This window comes from Pseudomonas kairouanensis, from assembly GCF_004682055.1.
GTDB lineage: Bacteria > Pseudomonadota > Gammaproteobacteria > Pseudomonadales > Pseudomonadaceae > Aquipseudomonas > Aquipseudomonas kairouanensis.
The window spans coordinates 101,547-118,950 of sequence record NZ_QUZU01000014.1; the positions used below are offsets into that span (position 1 = coordinate 101,547).

Here is a 17,404-nt window from a genome sequence, read left to right on the forward strand (position 1 = left end):
CGATACAGAAGTCGTTGACAACGTGCCACGGACGCCCTCAACATTTGTATCGATCAGTATTTAAATCCCATCCTAGGAGCTTCCCGTGACCCCCTCACTCACCTTATCGGCGTCATCCGAGCGCCTGCCCATCGGCGCCTTGCTCGCGTTGGCCATGACCGGCTTCATCTGCATCGTCACCGAAACCCTCCCTGCCGGCCTGCTGCCGTTGATCAGCGAGGGTTTGGCGATTTCGCCGTCGATGGCTGGGCAGATGGTCACCGCGTACGCACTGGGTTCGGTGCTGGCGGTGATCCCGATGACCATCGCCACGCGTGGCTGGCGCCGACGCAATGTGCTGCTGCTGACCATCGTTGGCTTCCTGCTGTTCAACTCCATCACGGCGTTGTCGTCCCATTATGGCGTGACGCTGGTGGCGCGCTTCTTTGCCGGTGTGGCGGCTGGGTTGGCGTGGAGCCTGCTGGCCGGTTACGCCCGGCGCATGGTTGCGCCCCACCAACAGGGCAAGGCGTTGGCCTTGGCGATGGTGGGCACGCCGATTGCGCTGTCGTTGGGGGTGCCGCTGGGCACATGGCTGGGTGGCCTGGTGGGTTGGCGGACTACCTTCGGACTGATGTCGGCGCTGACGCTGGTGCTGATTGTGTGGGTGCTGGTGAAGGTTCCGGACTTTGCACCCCAAGCCGCGCACCAGCGCCTGTCCCTGGGCAAAGTGCTGACCACGCCGGGCGTACGGCCGGTGCTGGCGGTGGTGATTACGTGGATGCTGGCCCACAACATCCTGTACACCTACATCGCACCGTTCGTGGCGCCGGCGGGGTTGGCAGACCGGGTTGACCTGGTGCTGCTGGTGTTCGGCATCGCTGCTTTGGCGGGGATCTGGCTCACGGCCAGGCTGGTCGAGCCGCTGCTGCGTAAAACCGTGCTGGTCAGCCTGGTGACCTTCGCGGGGGTGAGCCTGGTATTGGGCTTGTTGGGCAGCAATCCACTGGTGATTTACCTCGGCGTGGCCATCTGGGGCTTGAGCTTTGGCGGCGCCGCGACCTTGCTGCAAACTGCCTTGGCGGATGCGGCCGGCGACGGCGCAGATGTGGCGCTGTCGCTGAATGTGGTGGCGTGGAACAGTGCCATTGCCGGCAGTGGCGTGGTGGGAGGGGTGTTGTTGGAGACCTGGGGCGTGGCGTCCTTTCCCTGGGCAATGCTGCTGTTGATCGGCGTGTCGCTGGCCATTGCCTGGGGGGCGCGCGCCCATGGGTTCACACCGGGGGCGCGTAGTGCGGATAATCCTACGGTGGTCGGGCACTAATCTGACAAAGGCCGGTCAATAAACCCTGCAATATCATCCACTTGGCTCCGCATGTCGGAGCCTGCCGCTTTACTCCCCATCGAAGATTGAATGCATGCACCTTCGCAACATTGCCGTAGGGCTGTCGGCCCTTGTGTTGTTCTCCACCGGCGCCCATGCCCGGGCCGTGGCAGACCTCTACTCCCATCAGGAAAAACAACTGTCGTTCGACAGCTGCGCCCAACTGTTCCCCGCTGCCAACCCGATCAAGACCGCCACCGTGCCGGCCAGCATGAAACCCCTGGCGCTGTGTTCCGATCACTTTGCGGTGCTCTATTCGCAAACCAGCAAGACCCCGCTGGTGGTGGTCGAACGCCTGAATGCCGCACAGCTGAAAGACGCCAAGGGCGAGGAACGCACCAACCAGTTCTACGCCGACCCGCGCATCCCCAAGGGCGGGCGCGCCGAACTGAGCGACTATCGTGCCCAGCACATGGACCGTGGCCATCAGTCCCCGGCCGCCGACGCACCGAATGCCAACGCCATGGCCCAGTCATTTGCGCTGTCGAATATGGTGCCCCAGGACCCAACCAACAACCGCAAGATCTGGAGCAAGGTCGAAGCCGATGTGCGCAAGTTTGCCGTGCGTGCCGGTGGTGATGTGTATGTGTTCACCGGGCCGCTGTTCGACAGCGGCTACAGCACCATCGGCGACAACAAGGTGTGGGTGCCGACGCGCCTGTTCAAGCTGGTGTATGACGCCACGTCCAAGCGGGCCTGGGCCTATGTGCTGCCCAACGCGCAAACCCGCATCCAGAAACCGATGGACTACGACAGCTTCGTGAAAAGCACCGGCCTGAAATTGCTGGGTAATCTGCCGGTATCGGGCTCGGTAGGGCGCGGCTGATCGTTACTTGGCCTTTTTCAACGCCTTGAGTCGCTGCGTTGCGCGTTGCACGGCGGCCATTTTTTCGGGGCGTTTCATGCGTTTCCATTTGCGGATGTCGTCCTTGCTGCGCCCGCAGCTCACGCACAGGTCGCCGCTGAGTTGGCAGATGGAAATGCACGGGTTTTCGATGTCTTTAGCCAAGGGGGCACCAGTTCGGTTGGACGGGTCGCTGAAGATTCCTCAGCTCTCGGCAGGCGGCACCGGGCTTTCGGTGGACTGGGCTTCGAGTTTCAATCGGTCCGCCTTGCTGATGTACCTGTCCTTGGATTTGGGGGCCAGTTTGGCGCTGGCCTTTTTGGCTTTGGCCTTGAACAGTTGCTGCAGTTTCTTTTGGCGGTTCATGGGTTTTTTACCGGGGTTGTGAGTGCCCGGATGATACCAGCTTAAGCAACTGCCGCCGTTGCCTGGGGTGCTGTTAACGTCGATCTGCGTGCAGGGCCGGTGGGCGTGCCAGGAACTCAGTGATCAACCCCACGACCTGCTGCTGGATCACTTCCCGCGGCCGCGCGCCTTTGCCATCGTGGCAAATCATCCCGTCCCCGGGCGAACTCTCTTCAATCAACGCCTCACCCGTCGGCTTGCAGATGGCCATAAAGCTGAAATGGGTGGCATCGGCGAGCTTCAAATACTGTGTTGATGCGTTCGGCAGGCGCCGGGCCAGGTCGTCGGACTCAAGCTCTGCCGGCAACTCCGGCGCCGTGACGCCCGCTGCCAGTACCAGCACCGGCACGGGCATCGCGGCCAGGCTGGCATCGGTCATGCCGCGCGACAGGCCCAGGTCCAGGGACACCACGGCGGTGATGCGCTTGTCGCTCAAGTCTGCCGCCACCTGGGCGCTGTCGGGGTTCATCTTCTGGTAGGCCTGGCAACCGGACAGTTGCGCATGGGTAGCGCAGTCCTTGGCGAACAACACCGGGTCGAAGCGCGCACCACCGATTTGCAGCACGGTCCAGCCACCGAGGGAATGGCCCACGGCAGCAATCGTGTGCTTGGCCACCGCGCCAAAGCGCTTGGGCTGGGCAAGCACCGCATCAATGGCCCGGCTCAAGTCCTTGGGCCGTTGCCACAACTGCGCGGCGGCTGCGGGGCTGCGATCCTTGCTGGTAGTGCCGGGGTGGTTGACCGCCGCCACGATGTAACCCTGATGGGCCAACGCACTGGCCAACCACACCTGGTTACCCCAATTACCGCCGTTGCCGTGGGAGATCACCACCAGCGGGTGTTCGCCGCTGGCCGGTGGCGCATCTGGCACACCGAGGGCGCCGTAGAACACCGCGTCGTCGCGGATCAACGCTGGCTTGGCGGTGGTAGCGGCGGGGTACCACACCACCATCTGCAACGGGCGTTGATTGTTCGGATCGGGGAGGGTGGTGTTCTGGAAGCCGATAGGGAGGGTGTCGGCGAATACGGGCGCGCAGAGGAATGCCAGGAACAGGGCGGCGAGGCGGGTTCTCATTGTTCTTATCGTCCTTGAAGTGAGGCGCGCAGCATGCCCGCAAATAGCCGATTTGGGTAGAGGGGAGGCGGGACTAGGAAGTTACTTGCAAGTTCCTACTTGTGAGTCTGACAGAGTTGTCCTTCGTGATTTTAGGAAGTGGGTGGGTTTATTTGGTTAATGATTCGTGCAAGGGTAGGGGTGTGACTCTTACAGTTGGTTTGGTTTGGTTTGGTTTGATTTGAAATTGGAGATTTAACTTCTGATTTGAAGGTGGTGATTATGAAAAGCTCGACTGTGTCAATCATCGATATGAGGGTAAAGTTTTTTTGGCTCGCGTTACTCTCTGCCTTAATGATTTTTGAAGCGGGTTCTGCTTTTGCGGGTGAGGAGACGATTACTAAGTCGAAGGCGCCTGACGCCGTATTGATAGTGTCTATTTCCAATGTTGAACCGGGTGTGGGTTTTTCTCGGTTTAGCATTTTAGGTGTGGACATTCCTCGCGCAGTTAGCCTTAAGCAAAAACAGTTGCTGGGGATTCTATGGAGTACCACTTATTATCCTGGAATACTCAATGATACCGTGGAGCTTTGCTACTACCGCCCCTATAGTTCTGAGCGCAGTTGTGTGCCCATTCAGCCTAACTCATCGGGGGAGGTTATGTATTTTAACGACCAGCCCTTTGACCGTGGTTCTGTGGTTGAGATCAGGCATCATGTGCTAGGAGGTGAGCGTCCCTATGCTCGTCCCGCCGGCATCGACTCTGTGACCTTTCGATATCGTTACCAATAAGCTCTCAAACGCCCAAGGCCTTTTGGGTGGTAAGTATTCTCTATGTGGAATTAAGGGATTCAAAACTGAAATTCACACACCTATTGCAAGGTGAATACTCATGACGACAATCAATACTTATACATTGGTATCTAACGGTAATGTGGCAAGTAAAACCGTTGGTGCGGCATTACCCGCGGCCATGCCGGATGATGACAATGTGAATGCGTCCGTTGCTTCAACTAATAGCGACGACACTGCCACCGTCTCGATTCTGGCCCGTCAACTGAGCGATGCGGCAACACGGGCCCAAGCGCGTGTGGGACAAAGGGGGACCGACCCACTTGACCCAATAAAAGACGACAAGTATTTCGCCAACAAAGTGCGGCATGATGCAGAAACACCAACGACTAATCACGCAGAACTCTTGGCGCGCGCCCGCCAGGCGACGGGTTTTGTCAACGGCGCTGACAGCAACCCGTTTAAAGGGCTAACGCGTGATCAACTCAATCTGATTGCCCACGATGAGGGCGGCGCTTTTACGATTAATGAACGACGTGCAGCGTGGGAGGCCGTGCAATCGGCGACCGCTCCTGAGGTTTTGAGTCCGAAAGCGGCTGCCGTCAACGGTCGTGAAATCTTGATTTCGCGTTATTTTGGTGGCAGCGAACCGCCCGTGGCGCTCCCGCCTGCGACGTTGTACAACGCCTCTTTGAGGCCTGGAAATTTTCTCAACCATGATGATCGTGCCTTGATCGCGGATATGTATGCTTTTGCCCAGGCGGAGGGTGCGGATCTGTCATTCGTCGATCGGTTGGCCAATACACTGGGTAACTTCCGTAATTACAGCGACGGGCGTCAGATGCTCAGTAGCAATACCGGCAGTTATGACTCGGATGGCTACAAGGTGACGTTTGACTTCACGCCAGAGGACAGCGCAATCGCTTCGCGCATCCTGAACGGTTCGGCGATCAACAGCACCCGCCTTGATCCGGGATTTGTTCGCTATATTCTGGATCCGGGTTTCGGAGCGCTCCTACACGCGGGGGGCATACCCTTCCTGGAGCGGATGGTGAACAAGTTCTCCGGCGAAGGCGCAGATCAGCCACCGCTCGGCAGTGAATTTTCCACCCTGGATTGGGGCAAGGTTGGGAATCATGTCATCCGCACCGTTCACAAGGACATACGGCTCCCGGCCTCTACAGCGCTCACCGAAGTCGTCAATGGCCTGCGCACGCTGACCAAGCAAGCCAAGGACGCCGGCTACAGCCTCGACGAAACCACCGGTGATGTACGCCTCTTGCCGCGCAGGCTTGGCAATCGCACAGCGCAAGCCACTGAGGAAGCATTAGCGGTGCGCCGGGTGAGAGTTCGCTCATTGGTGGAGGTCATCGCCAGCAGTCGCGGCCCTCTCGGAATACAACCCAAATGGGTGAGCAGCCTGTTCCAGGTTTTGCGCAATTTCAAATCTTGAATGTTCGCGACGAGTCGCGCCCTATAGTGCTGGATAGCCCTCATGCCTTAACCAAGTTCCATCGTCCTGGAGGTAGCTGACAAGCACCACCCGGCACGGGAGGGTGCGCGATTGTAGGGTTGCCTAAATTCCAGGTGTGTAAAAAGCCAGGGTCAGGAACGTGTTTTAAGCCGAAGTGCAATGAATAAAGGAACGCTAACTTAATACGTTAAGCGTGACGTTGTTTCATTGGTGAGAATTATAAGGGCGGCTTGTTTCACGAAAGAGACAGTCTGTCATTCTCCGAATAGCCAGTGATGTATCTATAGCAATTAACTATAACCGGCGCGTGGCGTAAACGTCTGGCCACTGCTAAATCTACATGGCGTACTGCTACAAATAGCCAGGCGAATAATAGCCCTGCTTAATGACTGGCGGGCCTCTCTAAACTTGCTGTGGGAGGGAAAGAGGTTTCATCCTGCGCCGCCAAATGGCGGCCGATTGCAAGCGCGGAGATTAATCAAATGGTGGGAGACTTCGGGGCTGAAACGGACAGTCATGTGCAAGATCCATCGCTTATTGCGTCAACCTTCAATGCTTTTGATGCGCGCTTGAAGTTGCTGGAAACGCCCAAGGAGACCAGCCTGCTCGAAAAATTTCAAAAACGAGGGAGCTTATTGGCGTTGATGATAGGCATCCTGTTAAGTGCAGTGTCAGTCTTCAATGTGTTCTGGACCCAGCCCAAGGAAAGCGCGCTTAAAAATATGGCAGAGTTCAATAAGACCGTCAGTGCCGTATCGAACTTGCGGCAGTCCATGCTTCAGGTCAATTACCAGTCCAACAACGAGGAGATGAAAGTTGCATTGAATTCCATGGTAACACCGCAGGTGCTGATCAACATTCAATACGCGACGTCGTTGTTACCCGAGGTCGGGGATTCGGCCGGTATTCCTCAATTGATCGTTTTGATTGCTGAAGCCATGAACTTCTATGACTGGGACAGTGCCGAGAGGCTGGTGAACGAAGCGGTTTCACGTAAATCGATACCGACCTTGCAGGCCGAAGCGCTGCGCTACAAAGCGAGGCTCATGTTTCTTAGAGGTCGGGCACAGGACGGACGAAATGCGTTCGAACAAGCCGTATTGGCGATCCGTAATGAACCAGGTTGGGGGATCAACGGTATGAGGGCATCCCTGGTCTCGGATTGGGTAGTTGCCGAAGCGTTGTTTGGTGACTGCAATTTGAGCTCAGCGCGCGTTCAGCAATTTGTCGAATTCGTTACCCAGCCACAGATCCAAACCCCCACAAAGCTGGGGTTGATTGCAGCCCTTAGATCCCAGCTGAGTCAACAGAACCGATGTGTGATGCCCGGAGAGTTGAGTGCCCTTTAACAAGCAGCATTTGCGCCCTTTGGAGCCAAGCATGAACAGAAGAGAAGCCCTACGCTTTTTGCCCTTTTTATCCGCGGCTTACCTGGGGGTGACAAAACAGTCGTGTGCTCACGCGGCATGGCCTGGGCAAGACCACCGCTCCGATCAGACCGACGGCCACTCTCAAGGCGCAGACTCGGGTTGGCCATCCGCCCCCATAGGGCAACCTCAGACGATGTCCGCCCTAATCGGAAGCACCCGTGGATGTTCATTTCAGGGCAGCGCTTTGAACAATGGTGGGTTGTCGAACATATTGATTCCTGACCAGCAAATTCCCGCTCAGTTGTTATCCAAGGCACATGCGTTCAATGACCTGCTGAAACACGTCTACCAGCTTTCACCCGGGCTGGGGTTTATCAATGACGCGACGGCGCTTAATGCGTTCGCCGTTGCGCAAAACCTGCTGCCTTCGAGTCAAAACGGAACCATCTTACTGGGGTGGCACCTGCTCAACTCGGAGTATCAGAAAAGCCCGGCAACCTGGGAGGGGGCGGCGATTCTCATTCATGCCCATGAATTTGGCCACATTGCACAGTTCAATTACTTTGGGGCCATGCCCGTTACGTTGATGGAGCTGCAGGCAGATGCGCTGGCGGGGTGCGTTATGGCACATCGGTTCATTATGGATTCGATGAGTAACATGTCGTTAACCTACGTCCAATCCATGCACCGCGCGCAACAGAAGATGGGGGACTTTGCCCATGCATCAAACTCCGTTTTCAGCATGGGCGGATACGACTTCAATGATCCCAATTTTCATGGAACCCCCCAGCAACGGTTGCTTGCGTTCAGGTTTGGTTTTCAGATGATCGCTCAAAGCACTGCGCCCCAGCCCATCCCGCAAATAATGAAATTTACGCGGCAGTTTGCTCAGCAATTACTCTCGTAGAGGTGAGATATGAAGGTGATCGGACTGGTGTTGTTGTGTGCATCGGTGAGTGTTCAGGCGGATGTGTGCAGTGACCTGAAGCAAGTAGTCGATAAACTGGGCAGCGGTTTCTCGGATTGGCGGGGTGCGTACGATTCGGCGTTCAATGAGTACACCTCCACCTATCGTTTACCCGGCGCTGGAGAGTGCATCATCAACCCCGGCGAATTTCCCGAGTACACCTGTACATGGGATGTGCCCAGTAGCGCGCAAATGGACTCTCAGTACAAAGGCCTGGTCGACACTATTGGTGGTTGTGCAACTTTGTTCCCTGACAAGATCAAACGGTCGACATTCAATAGGCCTGCAAGGGTCTCAAAATATTATAAGTACAACCCGTCGCAGTCGAATAAGTTCACGTCTGAAAATGCACCGTTCGACGTATCGGCTCGAACCCAAAGTGGTACCCGAATTAAAACGGGGGAGACGTTTTATTCTATCGGTGTGACGGTGGAAGCGAACGAATAAGCGCCGACCACTGAGCACTCAGTGATCGGTTGATTTGCAAAAACAGGTATGACGAAGCAAGGCGTCAAGCCTTGCTGTAGTTCATATAGTCATTCTGCAAAACGATATGGTCCGCCACGTATTTAGCGTCGTGCCACACCCCATAAATAAACGACGACGCCCGGTTCACCAGATTCGGCAGGCCCAAAAAGTAGATCCCGCTCTGCGCCGAAATCCCACGCTTGTGGAACGGCTCGCCTTTTTCATCAAACGCATCCACCTTCAACCAGCTGAAATCAAACTTGAAACCGGTGGCCCACAGGATGGTGGTCACCCCGGCGGCTTCCAAATCCAGGCTCAGGATCGGCTCCACCAGGCACTGCGGATCGGGCAACAACTCCCACGCAGACGGCTCCAGTGGAAACGGCAACCCGTTGGCCTCGATATAGGCATCGGCATCGCGCAGCACATCAAAGTACGCCCGATCCCCTTCGGCGACGTTTTCGGCCAGGCCCGGTTGGAACGTCATGACCCCTGCGTTCCAATCTTGGGTAACACCCACCAGGTTGATGCCCTGATGCGCTAACCGGCGAAAGTCCACGGTCTTGCCGCCTTCATAGCCACTGACCGCGAACGCCACGTGCTTTTTCTTCGGCTGGATTTTCACTTCATCCCACAACCCCAGCGCCCCCAGCCACCAGCAGTAATCACGGCCACGGTAGGCGCGGGGAGGGCGGTAGTGTTCGCCGACGGAGAGGTACACGGTCTTGCCAGCTTTTTGCAGCTCCTCGGCGATCTGCGAACCGGACGCGCCGGCGCCGACCACCAGTACGGCACCTTCGGGCAGTTGGCCGGGGTTCTTGTAGGCCGAGGAATGCAGCTGATGCAACGGCGCGTTGGTGGGCACGATGTTGGGAATGGACGGGCGCTGGAAGGGGCCCGTCGCCGCCACCACGTTGGCGGCGTCGAACTCACCGGCTGAGGTGCTCACCTTGAAGCCTGGGCGGCCAACGTGGCGCTCCACCGCGTGCACTTCCACGCCCGTGCGTACCGGCGCCTGGAATTTGTCGACGTAGGCTTCGAAGTAATCGGCCATGCGTTCCTTGGGCGGGAACGCTTCGGGGGAGATGCCTTCGAATTTCAGCCCGGGAAATCGGTCATGCCAGGCCGGGCCGTTGGCGACCAGTGAGTCCCAACGCTCCGAGCGCCAGCGTTCGGCGATGCGGTGGCGCTCCAGCACGATGTGCGGCACGCCCATCAGGGACAGATGCTCGCTCATGGCAACGCCGGCCTGGCCTGCGCCGACTACCAGGGTGTTGATTTTTTCGATGGACATAAGCGTTTCCTGAAAAGTGATTAGGCGTTCTGGCCCAGCATCTCGGCCACCGCCGTCAGTGCCAGTTCGTAACCCAAGGCCCCGAGCCCGGCGATCACACCGGTAGCGGCCTTGGAGATGTAGGAGTGATGCCGGAAACTCTCGCGCTTCCAGATATTGCTCATATGGGCTTCAATGATCGGGCCGTCGAACGCCAGCAGCGCATCGAGGATCGGCACCGAGCTGTAGCTCAAGCCCGCAGCGTTGATCACGATGGCGTCGGCGTGCAGGCGTGCTTCCTGGATCCAGTCCACCAGCACGCCTTCGTGGTTGCTCTGACGAAAGTCGAGGCTCAGGCCCAGGGTGGCGGCCAGGTCCTGGCAGCGCGTTTCGATGCTGGCGAAGCTTTCACTGCCATAGGTGCCGCGCGAGTCCAACCCGTAGAGGTTGGCGTTGGGCCCGTTAAGGAAAAACACGCGATGGGACATGGGGCGCTCCAGGTTATTGCGCGACGGTCAGCACGACTTTGCCGACATTGGCATTGGCTTCCAGCAAGCGATGGGCATCGGCGGCCTGGGATAGCGGCAGTTGTGCGTGGAGCTGTGGCGCGACCAAGCCGGACGCCAGCCAGGGCAGCATCCGCGAGCGAATACACACCGCCAGCCGGGCTTTTTCAGCGTGGCTTTTGGGGCGCAACGTCGAGGAGGTGAGGCTCAGGTTCTTGCGCATCAGCACCTGTAAATCCAAGTCGATGTTGGCGCCCTGCAGGAACGACAAACTCACATGCCGCCCGCCCATCGCCATCGTCGCCAGGTTGCGTGCCACGTAGGGGCCGCCGACGTTATCCAGCACCACCTCCACGCCGCGCCCGTCGGTGCAGTCGTTGACCACACAGACGAAGTCCTCGACATGCCGATCAATCGCGCGCCACACCCCCAGCGCCTGCAACATCGCCACCTTCTGCGGGCTGCCGGCGGTGGCGATCACCCGCGCGCCGGCGGCATGGGCACACTGCACGGCAAAGCTGCCGACGCCGCTGGCGGCACCGTGGATCAGCACCGTGTCGCCGCTGCGCAGGCGGCCCAGTTCAAACAGGTTGTGCCATACGGTGAAGGCCGCTTCCGGCACACCTGCGGCGCTTTCCAGCGACAGCCCGACAGGCACCGGCAGGCAATGGGCAGCCTGGGCCACGCAATACTCGGCGTAGCCACCGCCATTGAGCAGCGCCATCACGCGCTCGCCCACCACCCATTCATCCACGCCGCTGCCTACCGCGACGACAACACCTGCCGCCTCCAGCCCCAGCACATCAGTCACCCCGGGCGGGATCGGTGCGCCGTTGCGTTGCATCAGGTCGGGGCGATTGACCCCGGCCGCCGCCACGCGAATCAACACTTCGCCGGCAGCGGGTGTCGGCACCTCACGTTGCACCAGCGCCAGCATCTCAGGCCCGCCCGGTTCACGGGCGATCACGGCTTTCATACGCTCCAGTCATCCGGCACGACGGCGATCACATCGATCTCCATCAACCATTCCGGCTGGCCCAGGCCCGAGATCACCAGGCCAGTGGAGATCGGGAACACGCCCTTGAGCCATTTTCCGACTTCCTGGTACACCGGCTCGCGGTAGCGCGGGTCGATCAAATAGGTGGTGGTCTTGACGATATGGCTCAGGTCGCTGCCGGCTTCCTCAAGCAGTTGCTTGACGTTTTTCATCGCCTGCTCGGCCTGGGCACGCGGATCGCCCAGCCCCACCAGGTTGCCGTCGAAATCGGTGCCGATCTGGCCGCGCACATAGATGGTGTTGCCGGCGCGCACGGCCTGGCACAGGTCGTTGTCCAGGCTCTGGTTGGGGTAGGTCTCTTTGGTGTTGAACATGCGGATACGGGTATGGGTCGGCATAACGAAAAACTCGTTGGAAGCGGGATAGATCCAGCTTCACACCGCCATGCCGCTGGCGAAACCAGCATTTGCGCGGGGTAGTGCTTAGGAAAAACCGAAGCCCTGCACGCCGTCGGTTAGCGGCGTGACCCGGCACGAACCCTGCAACGGCCCACCGGTACATTTATTGTTGAGGTGAAGGCCTGATGCTCAGTCGTATTACTCAGCGCCAACTGGAATATTTTGTCGCGTCCGGCGAGGCAGGCAGCATCAGTGCTGCGGCTGAACGCATCCATGTGTCGTCGCCGTCGATCTCGGCGGCAATCACCCACATGGAGGCGGAGCTGGGTATCCAGCTGTTTATCCGCCACCACGCCCAGGGCATTTCGCTGACGGCAGTGGGGCGTCTGGTGATGCAGGAAGCCAAGCTGATCCTGGAGCAAATGACCAACCTCTACACCATCGCCTCCGAGTCGCTGAACACCGTGCGCGGGCCGTTGCGGGTGGGCTGCCTGGCGTCGCTGGCGCCCATGATCACCCCGGAATTGGTGTTTGGTTTTGGCCGTGCGTTTCCCGGCGTACGCCTGACCCAGGCCGAAGGCAACCACGAGGAACTGCTGGAAAAACTTCGCAGCGGCGAGTTGGACATCGCTCTCACCTACGACCTGGTGACCAGCCCCGACATCGACTTCCAACCCCTGGCCAAGCTGCCGCCCTATGTGATGGTGGGCGAGTATCACCCGCTGGCGAACCTGCCTGCGGTGACCATGCAAGACCTGGAGGCCTACCCGGTGGTGCTGCTGGACACGCCGTGGAGCCGCGACTATTTCCTCAGTCTGTTTATCCAGGCAGGCACCACGCCGAACATCATCATGCGTTCCACCAACCTCGAAACGGTGCGCGCCATGGTGGGCAATGGCATTGGCTATTCCTTCGCGAATGCGCGGCCAAAATCCAACCTGTCACAGGACGGCAAGCGGGTGATCCGCCTGCGCCTGGCCGGCTCCCATCGTGCCATGCAACTGGGCTACGCCACGGCCAGCAACACTCAGCTGTCGAGGGTGGTGTCGGCGTTTGCCGAGCGTTGCCGCATGTTTGTCTCGGATCAGTACATCCCCGGCATGGCGCCGCCGAGCTTTTTTGACCCGCATGCGGTGCGGGACTGTAGGAGCGAGCTTGCTCGCGAAGGTCGTTAACGATAATGCGGGAAACCTGAATCAACGCGCAGGGCTTGGGATTTTCGCGAGCAAGCTCGCTCCTACAGAAAAGCGGCCCGTCTATTTTGCACTGAAATGTGGCGTGCGATGCGCCACCCATTCCGGCGAGCACCAAATTGAGCTGCATAGGTTCTACCTACCCAGTGCCCCGGCTTTTACGAATTGACCCCAACCGCCTCCCGCCACGACTCTGAACCCATCGATGTAGATCAACTTCTTAGGGCACAGCGACGATGACATTCGACTGGAATTACATGTTTGGTTTGCTGGGCGATGCCGAGTTCTGGCGCGCGACGTGGACGGTGATCAAGCTCAGCACCCTGACCTGGGTGTTGAGCATTGCGCTCGGCTTTCTGCTGGCGCTGGCCAAGCAGTCCAAACATGGCCTGCTCAGCGTGCCGGCCCGTGGCTATATCTGGTTGTTCCGCAGCCTGCCGCTGCTGGTGCTGCTGATCTTTATCTACAACTTGCCCCAGGCGCTGCCGGGCACTTCGGCAATATTGGCCGACCCGTTCTGGTCCGGCCTGCTGGCCCTGGTCATCTGCGAGACGGCCTACGTGGCCGAGATCCATCGCGGCGGCCTCCTCTCGATTCCCAAGGGCCAGGGCGAGGCGGCGCGGGCGCTGGGCCTGAAGTTTTTCGGCACCCAGTGGCGCGTGGTAATTCCCCAGGCATTGCGGGTGGCCTTGCCGTCGCTGGCCAACGAATACATCTCCATCGTCAAGCTTACGTCCCTGGTGTCGGTGATTTCTCTGACCGAGATTCTGATGGTCGGCCAGCGCCTGTATTCGCAAAACTTCCTGGTGATCGAAACCATGGCGGCGGTGGCGTTCTTCTATGTCTTCATCGTCACGGTGTTCGACTTTTTGCTCAAACGCCTGGAGCGCTTTCTCGACGTCAACCAGCGCAACGTTTCCCGCGTGCCGGATGCGCAAGTGTTGGCGCTGGCCACCCAGCAGCGCACGGCGTTGGCGCGCCCGGCCAGCAATGGCGAACCCGCGTTGCAGGCGGCGCGGCTGCACAAGGCCTATAACGATATCGAAGTACTGGGCTCGGTGAACCTGCAGATCCAGCCCGGTGAAGTGGTGTCGGTGATCGGCCCGTCCGGTTCGGGCAAGACCACCCTGATCCGCCTGCTCAACGGCCTTGAGCAGTTGGATAACGGCGAGATCAAGATCAACGGCCAGCCGTTCATTCACCTCAACAAGGCTGGCGCGCAGAAACCCCAGTACATCGAACACGCCGAGCACCGCCTGAACATCGGCATGGTGTTCCAGAGCTTCAACCTGTTCCCCCATTTGAGCGTGCTCGACAACCTGCTGATGGCGCCCAAATACCACCGCCTGGGCACGACCGCCGAGCTCAAGCAACAGGCGTACGCGCTGCTGCACAAGGTGGGCATGCTCGACCACGCCTGGAAGTACCCGCATCAATTGTCCGGCGGCCAGCAGCAACGCGTGGCCATTGCCCGCGCCTTGATGATGCGCCCGCAAATCATGCTGTTCGACGAGCCCACCTCGGCGCTGGACCCGGAGAAAGTCAACGAAGTGCTCCAAGTGATCGAAGCCCTGGCCGAGGAGGGCATCACCATGGTGATCGTCACCCACGAGATGAACTTCGCCTTCAAGGTCTCCGACCGCATCGTGTTCATGGAGAAGGGCCGGGTGGTCTGTGACGACACGCCGGGCGCCTTGCGCAGCGGCCACAACCCACGCGTGGAGGCGTTCCTCAAGGACGTCTCGCTGGCGTGACCTCTTTAACGTTCAGGAAAAACAAAATGATCTCGCAATCGCACATCGAACAATTCCAGCGCGACGGTTTCTTGGTGGTCGAAGACGTACTGACGCTGGACGAAGTGGCTGCACTGCAACACGACTTTGATCAATGGGTAGAAGAGAGCCGCAGCCACGACCAGGGCTGGGGCGCCACCGTGGATGGCCGTGAACGCTTTGACCTCGAAGGCGACCACCGCGCCGATCACCCGTCGCTGCGCCGGGTCAGTTCGCCCACCGAAATTTCCCCGGCGTATGAGCGGGTGGCGTTGCAGTCGCGCATGGCGGCGATCTCCGCGCAGCTTATCGGCGGCAATGGCACGCGCTTTCACCACAGCAAGATCAATTCGAAGCTGCCCCACACCGCGACCCAGGTGAAGTGGCACCAGGACTTTCTGTTTACGCCCCACAGCAATGACGACATCGTCACCGCCTTGCTGATGGTCAGCGAAGTGACCCCGCAAAACGGCCCGCTGAATGTGATCCCCGGCAGCCACAAGGGCCCGCTGTGGTCTCATTGGCAAAACCAACGGTTTACCGGTTCGGTGGACGACGCAGTGGTCGAAGAACACTGCCAACAACCGGTGGCCTGCTACGGCCCGGCGGGCTCCGTGTGCTTTATGCACACCCGTCTTTTGCATGCTTCCAGCCCTAACGAGACCGAACTGCCGCGCACCCTCTTCATCAGCGTGTACGCCGCTGAAGACGCGCTGCCATTCGGCGAAAACCCGTTGCCCAGTGCACATGCCGGCCTGCTGGTGGCCGGTGAAGAAAGTGGCTTGGTGCGTTCCACGGACAACCATATGCGCTTGCCGCAAAAACCCCGTGGCGCCTCGTTCTTCGTGCAACAGGCCGGACAAGATTCAGCCACTGCCTAACTTCCTAAAAACCTTGCGGGTAAAAACCATGACAGCGTTTCGTATGCGTGTTCGTCCCCTTGCCGTGTGCCTGTTGGGTGCTGCGGTTGCAATGACTTCGTTGGCGGCCTCGGCGTTCCAGCAGGAAGGCAAGATCATCGCCGGTTCCGACGTGACCTTCTTCCCTTATGAGTACATGGATAACAACAAGCCTGCCGGTTTCGATATCGAGTTCATGGACGGTCTGGGCAAGGTCATGGGGCGCAAGGTCGAGACCCTCGACACGCGCTTTCCCAACCTGATCACCGGCCTTCAAGCCGGGCGCTTCGACGTGACCAACTCATCGATGTACATCACCGCCGAGCGGGTCAAGGTGATCGACATGATCCCTTACCTCAAAAGTGGTGAGTCGATCCTGACCCTCAAGGACAGCACCTTCCAGCCCAAGACCCCGGAAGAGTTCTGCGGTCACAAAATCGGCTCCATGGGCGCTACCTCGTGGCTGGCGCAGATGAACAAGCTGTCCACCGAATACTGCGTGGCCAAGGGCTTGAAGCCGATCCAGATCAGCGAATACAGCACCGACCCGCAAACCACCCAGGCGCTGTTGGCCCACGCCGTTGAAGCGCAAATCACCGACGCCGCCGTGGCCCGTGGCGTGATCGACAAGCTGGGCAGCCGCGTGGTGATTTCTTCCGACACCCTGATCTACCCGGTGCTCAATGGTTTTGGCGTGAAGAAGGGCAATGACGCGGTCAAGAAAGCCCTGCTCGAAGGCCTGGAGAAATACCGCGCCACGCCTGAGTACGCCGCCCTGCTCAAGAAGTACAACTTCCAGGCACCCACCGATGCCGACATTGCGGCGCTGATGCCCCAGTAAGCCTTTAAGCGTGCGCCGCATTCCCGTGCGGCCGCGCCCTGTGGAGACCGATTCATGGCGTTATCCCTCGAAGAACAGACGCGCATCGACCTGGCGGCGACCTTTCGCATCATCGCCCACCTGGGCATGCACGAAGCGGTGGCCAACCACTTCAGCGCGGCCGTGTCGGCCGATGGCAAACAGTTCTTGCTCAACCCCAAGTGGAAGCACTTCTCGCGCATCCGCGCCAGCGACCTGCTGTTGCTCAACGCGGATGACGCGTCCTGCCCCGACCACCCCAACGTGGACGCCACCGCCTGGTCGATCCACGGGCAGATCCATCGGTTACTGCCGCAAACCCGCGCCGTGCTGCACCTGCACCCGGTGTACACCACCGCAGTGGCGTGCCTGGCCAAGCCGCATATCCCGCCGATTGACCAGAACACTGCGCGTTATTTCAACCGCGTGGCGGTGGATGAACTGTATGGCGGCATGGCCGATACCGAAGCCGAAGGTGCGCGCCTGGCCGGGCTGCTGGACGGCAAGAGCCGCCTGCTGATGGGCAACCATGGCGTGATGGTGACGGCATCGTCCATCGGTGAAGCCTTCGATGACATTTGGACCCTGGAGCGCTCCTGCCAGATCCTCGTCACGGCCTGGTCCACAGGGCAGCCGCTACGGGTGTTGTCCGATGAAGTGGCGGAAAAAACCGCACGGGGTTGGGAAGGTATCGCGGATTTTTCGCGCCAGCATTTCGAAGAAATGAAGCAGTTGATGATCGACGCTGACCCGTCAGTGCTCGACTGAGG

General features: G+C 59.2%; 19 protein-coding genes. 12 read left to right on the forward strand and 7 right to left on the reverse strand.

What is annotated here, in order from left to right; all coding sequences use genetic code 11:
- Nucleotides 1–85: 85 nt before the first annotated feature.
- The gene (locus DYL59_RS13825; RefSeq protein ID WP_135289688.1) at nucleotides 86–1,303 is read left to right on the forward strand and encodes an MFS transporter; all 1,218 of its coding nucleotides are present in this window, start codon (nucleotides 86–88) and stop codon (nucleotides 1,301–1,303) included.
- A gap of 94 nt (nucleotides 1,304–1,397) precedes the next feature.
- Nucleotides 1,398–2,189 carry a DNA/RNA non-specific endonuclease gene (locus tag DYL59_RS13830; RefSeq protein WP_135289689.1) on the forward strand — a complete coding sequence of 264 codons (792 nt, stop codon included), beginning with the start codon at nucleotides 1,398–1,400 and terminating at the stop codon, nucleotides 2,187–2,189.
- A gap of 3 nt (nucleotides 2,190–2,192) precedes the next feature.
- Here the strand turns inward: DYL59_RS13830 and DYL59_RS13835 are convergent, their stop codons facing one another.
- From DYL59_RS13835 to DYL59_RS13845, 3 genes are all read right to left on the reverse strand, one after another.
- Nucleotides 2,193–2,372 (reverse strand): DUF1289 domain-containing protein, encoded by a 180-nt coding sequence (locus tag DYL59_RS13835; RefSeq protein ID WP_135289690.1) that lies wholly within the window; start codon nucleotides 2,370–2,372, stop codon nucleotides 2,193–2,195.
- A gap of 39 nt (nucleotides 2,373–2,411) precedes the next feature.
- The gene (locus DYL59_RS13840; RefSeq protein WP_135289691.1) at nucleotides 2,412–2,573 is read right to left on the reverse strand and encodes a DUF2986 domain-containing protein; all 162 of its coding nucleotides are present in this window, start codon (nucleotides 2,571–2,573) and stop codon (nucleotides 2,412–2,414) included.
- A 73-nt stretch (nucleotides 2,574–2,646) separates the two neighbouring features.
- Complete coding sequence (locus tag DYL59_RS13845) at nucleotides 2,647–3,687, reverse strand: alpha/beta hydrolase family protein (RefSeq protein WP_135289692.1); 1,041 nt, start codon at nucleotides 3,685–3,687, stop codon at nucleotides 2,647–2,649.
- A gap of 261 nt (nucleotides 3,688–3,948) precedes the next feature.
- Here DYL59_RS13845 and DYL59_RS13850 point away from each other — a divergent pair, with 261 nt between their 5' ends.
- The 5 genes from DYL59_RS13850 to DYL59_RS13870 all read left to right on the forward strand — a co-directional run bounded on the left by DYL59_RS13850 (nucleotide 3,949) and on the right by DYL59_RS13870 (nucleotide 8,716).
- Nucleotides 3,949–4,458, forward strand: coding sequence for a hypothetical protein (locus DYL59_RS13850; protein WP_135289693.1), 510 nt, complete (start codon nucleotides 3,949–3,951; stop codon nucleotides 4,456–4,458).
- Nucleotides 4,459–4,558: 100 nt separating this feature from the next.
- Complete coding sequence (locus tag DYL59_RS13855; protein ID WP_135289694.1) at nucleotides 4,559–5,911, forward strand: hypothetical protein; 1,353 nt, start codon at nucleotides 4,559–4,561, stop codon at nucleotides 5,909–5,911.
- A 503-nt stretch (nucleotides 5,912–6,414) separates the two neighbouring features.
- A complete protein-coding gene (locus tag DYL59_RS13860) occupies nucleotides 6,415–7,281 on the forward strand; it encodes a hypothetical protein (protein ID WP_135289695.1) in 867 nt (288 codons plus the stop codon).
- A gap of 214 nt (nucleotides 7,282–7,495) precedes the next feature.
- Nucleotides 7,496–8,209, forward strand: coding sequence for a hypothetical protein (locus DYL59_RS13865; protein WP_135289696.1), 714 nt, complete (start codon nucleotides 7,496–7,498; stop codon nucleotides 8,207–8,209).
- Between the two features lie 9 nt (nucleotides 8,210–8,218).
- The gene (locus DYL59_RS13870) at nucleotides 8,219–8,716 is read left to right on the forward strand and encodes a hypothetical protein (protein ID WP_135289697.1); all 498 of its coding nucleotides are present in this window, start codon (nucleotides 8,219–8,221) and stop codon (nucleotides 8,714–8,716) included.
- Between the two features lie 64 nt (nucleotides 8,717–8,780).
- On the opposite strand, the gene DYL59_RS13875 is transcribed toward DYL59_RS13870, so the two are convergent.
- The 4 genes from DYL59_RS13875 to DYL59_RS13890 are packed head-to-tail and all read right to left on the reverse strand — an operon-like array spanning nucleotide 8,781 to nucleotide 11,911.
- A complete protein-coding gene (locus DYL59_RS13875) occupies nucleotides 8,781–10,031 on the reverse strand; it encodes a flavin-containing monooxygenase (protein WP_135289698.1) in 1,251 nt (416 codons plus the stop codon).
- Between the two features lie 20 nt (nucleotides 10,032–10,051).
- Nucleotides 10,052–10,498 (reverse strand): type II 3-dehydroquinate dehydratase, encoded by a 447-nt coding sequence (locus DYL59_RS13880; RefSeq protein ID WP_135289699.1) that lies wholly within the window; start codon nucleotides 10,496–10,498, stop codon nucleotides 10,052–10,054.
- 13 nt (nucleotides 10,499–10,511) lie between these two features.
- The gene (locus tag DYL59_RS13885; RefSeq protein ID WP_135289700.1) at nucleotides 10,512–11,492 is read right to left on the reverse strand and encodes an NAD(P)H-quinone oxidoreductase; all 981 of its coding nucleotides are present in this window, start codon (nucleotides 11,490–11,492) and stop codon (nucleotides 10,512–10,514) included.
- A complete protein-coding gene (locus tag DYL59_RS13890) occupies nucleotides 11,489–11,911 on the reverse strand; it encodes a RidA family protein (RefSeq protein WP_135289701.1) in 423 nt (140 codons plus the stop codon). Before DYL59_RS13890 ends, DYL59_RS13885 begins: the two co-directional genes overlap by 4 nt.
- A 185-nt stretch (nucleotides 11,912–12,096) precedes the next feature.
- Here DYL59_RS13890 and DYL59_RS13895 point away from each other — a divergent pair, with 185 nt between their 5' ends.
- The 5 genes from DYL59_RS13895 to DYL59_RS13920 all read left to right on the forward strand — a co-directional run bounded on the left by DYL59_RS13895 (nucleotide 12,097) and on the right by DYL59_RS13920 (nucleotide 17,402).
- On the forward strand, nucleotides 12,097–13,086 hold the full coding sequence (locus DYL59_RS13895; protein ID WP_135289702.1) for a LysR family transcriptional regulator: 990 nt from the start codon (nucleotides 12,097–12,099) through the stop codon (nucleotides 13,084–13,086).
- 254 nt (nucleotides 13,087–13,340) lie between these two features.
- Nucleotides 13,341–14,858, forward strand: coding sequence for an amino acid ABC transporter permease/ATP-binding protein (locus tag DYL59_RS13905; protein ID WP_135289703.1), 1,518 nt, complete (start codon nucleotides 13,341–13,343; stop codon nucleotides 14,856–14,858).
- A gap of 26 nt (nucleotides 14,859–14,884) precedes the next feature.
- Nucleotides 14,885–15,757 carry a phytanoyl-CoA dioxygenase family protein gene (locus tag DYL59_RS13910; RefSeq protein ID WP_135289704.1) on the forward strand — a complete coding sequence of 291 codons (873 nt, stop codon included), beginning with the start codon at nucleotides 14,885–14,887 and terminating at the stop codon, nucleotides 15,755–15,757.
- A 28-nt stretch (nucleotides 15,758–15,785) separates the two neighbouring features.
- On the forward strand, nucleotides 15,786–16,616 hold the full coding sequence (locus DYL59_RS13915; protein WP_135289705.1) for an ABC transporter substrate-binding protein: 831 nt from the start codon (nucleotides 15,786–15,788) through the stop codon (nucleotides 16,614–16,616).
- Nucleotides 16,617–16,670: 54 nt separating this feature from the next.
- Complete coding sequence (locus tag DYL59_RS13920; RefSeq protein WP_135289706.1) at nucleotides 16,671–17,402, forward strand: class II aldolase and adducin N-terminal domain-containing protein; 732 nt, start codon at nucleotides 16,671–16,673, stop codon at nucleotides 17,400–17,402.
- Nucleotides 17,403–17,404 lie beyond the last annotated feature (2 nt).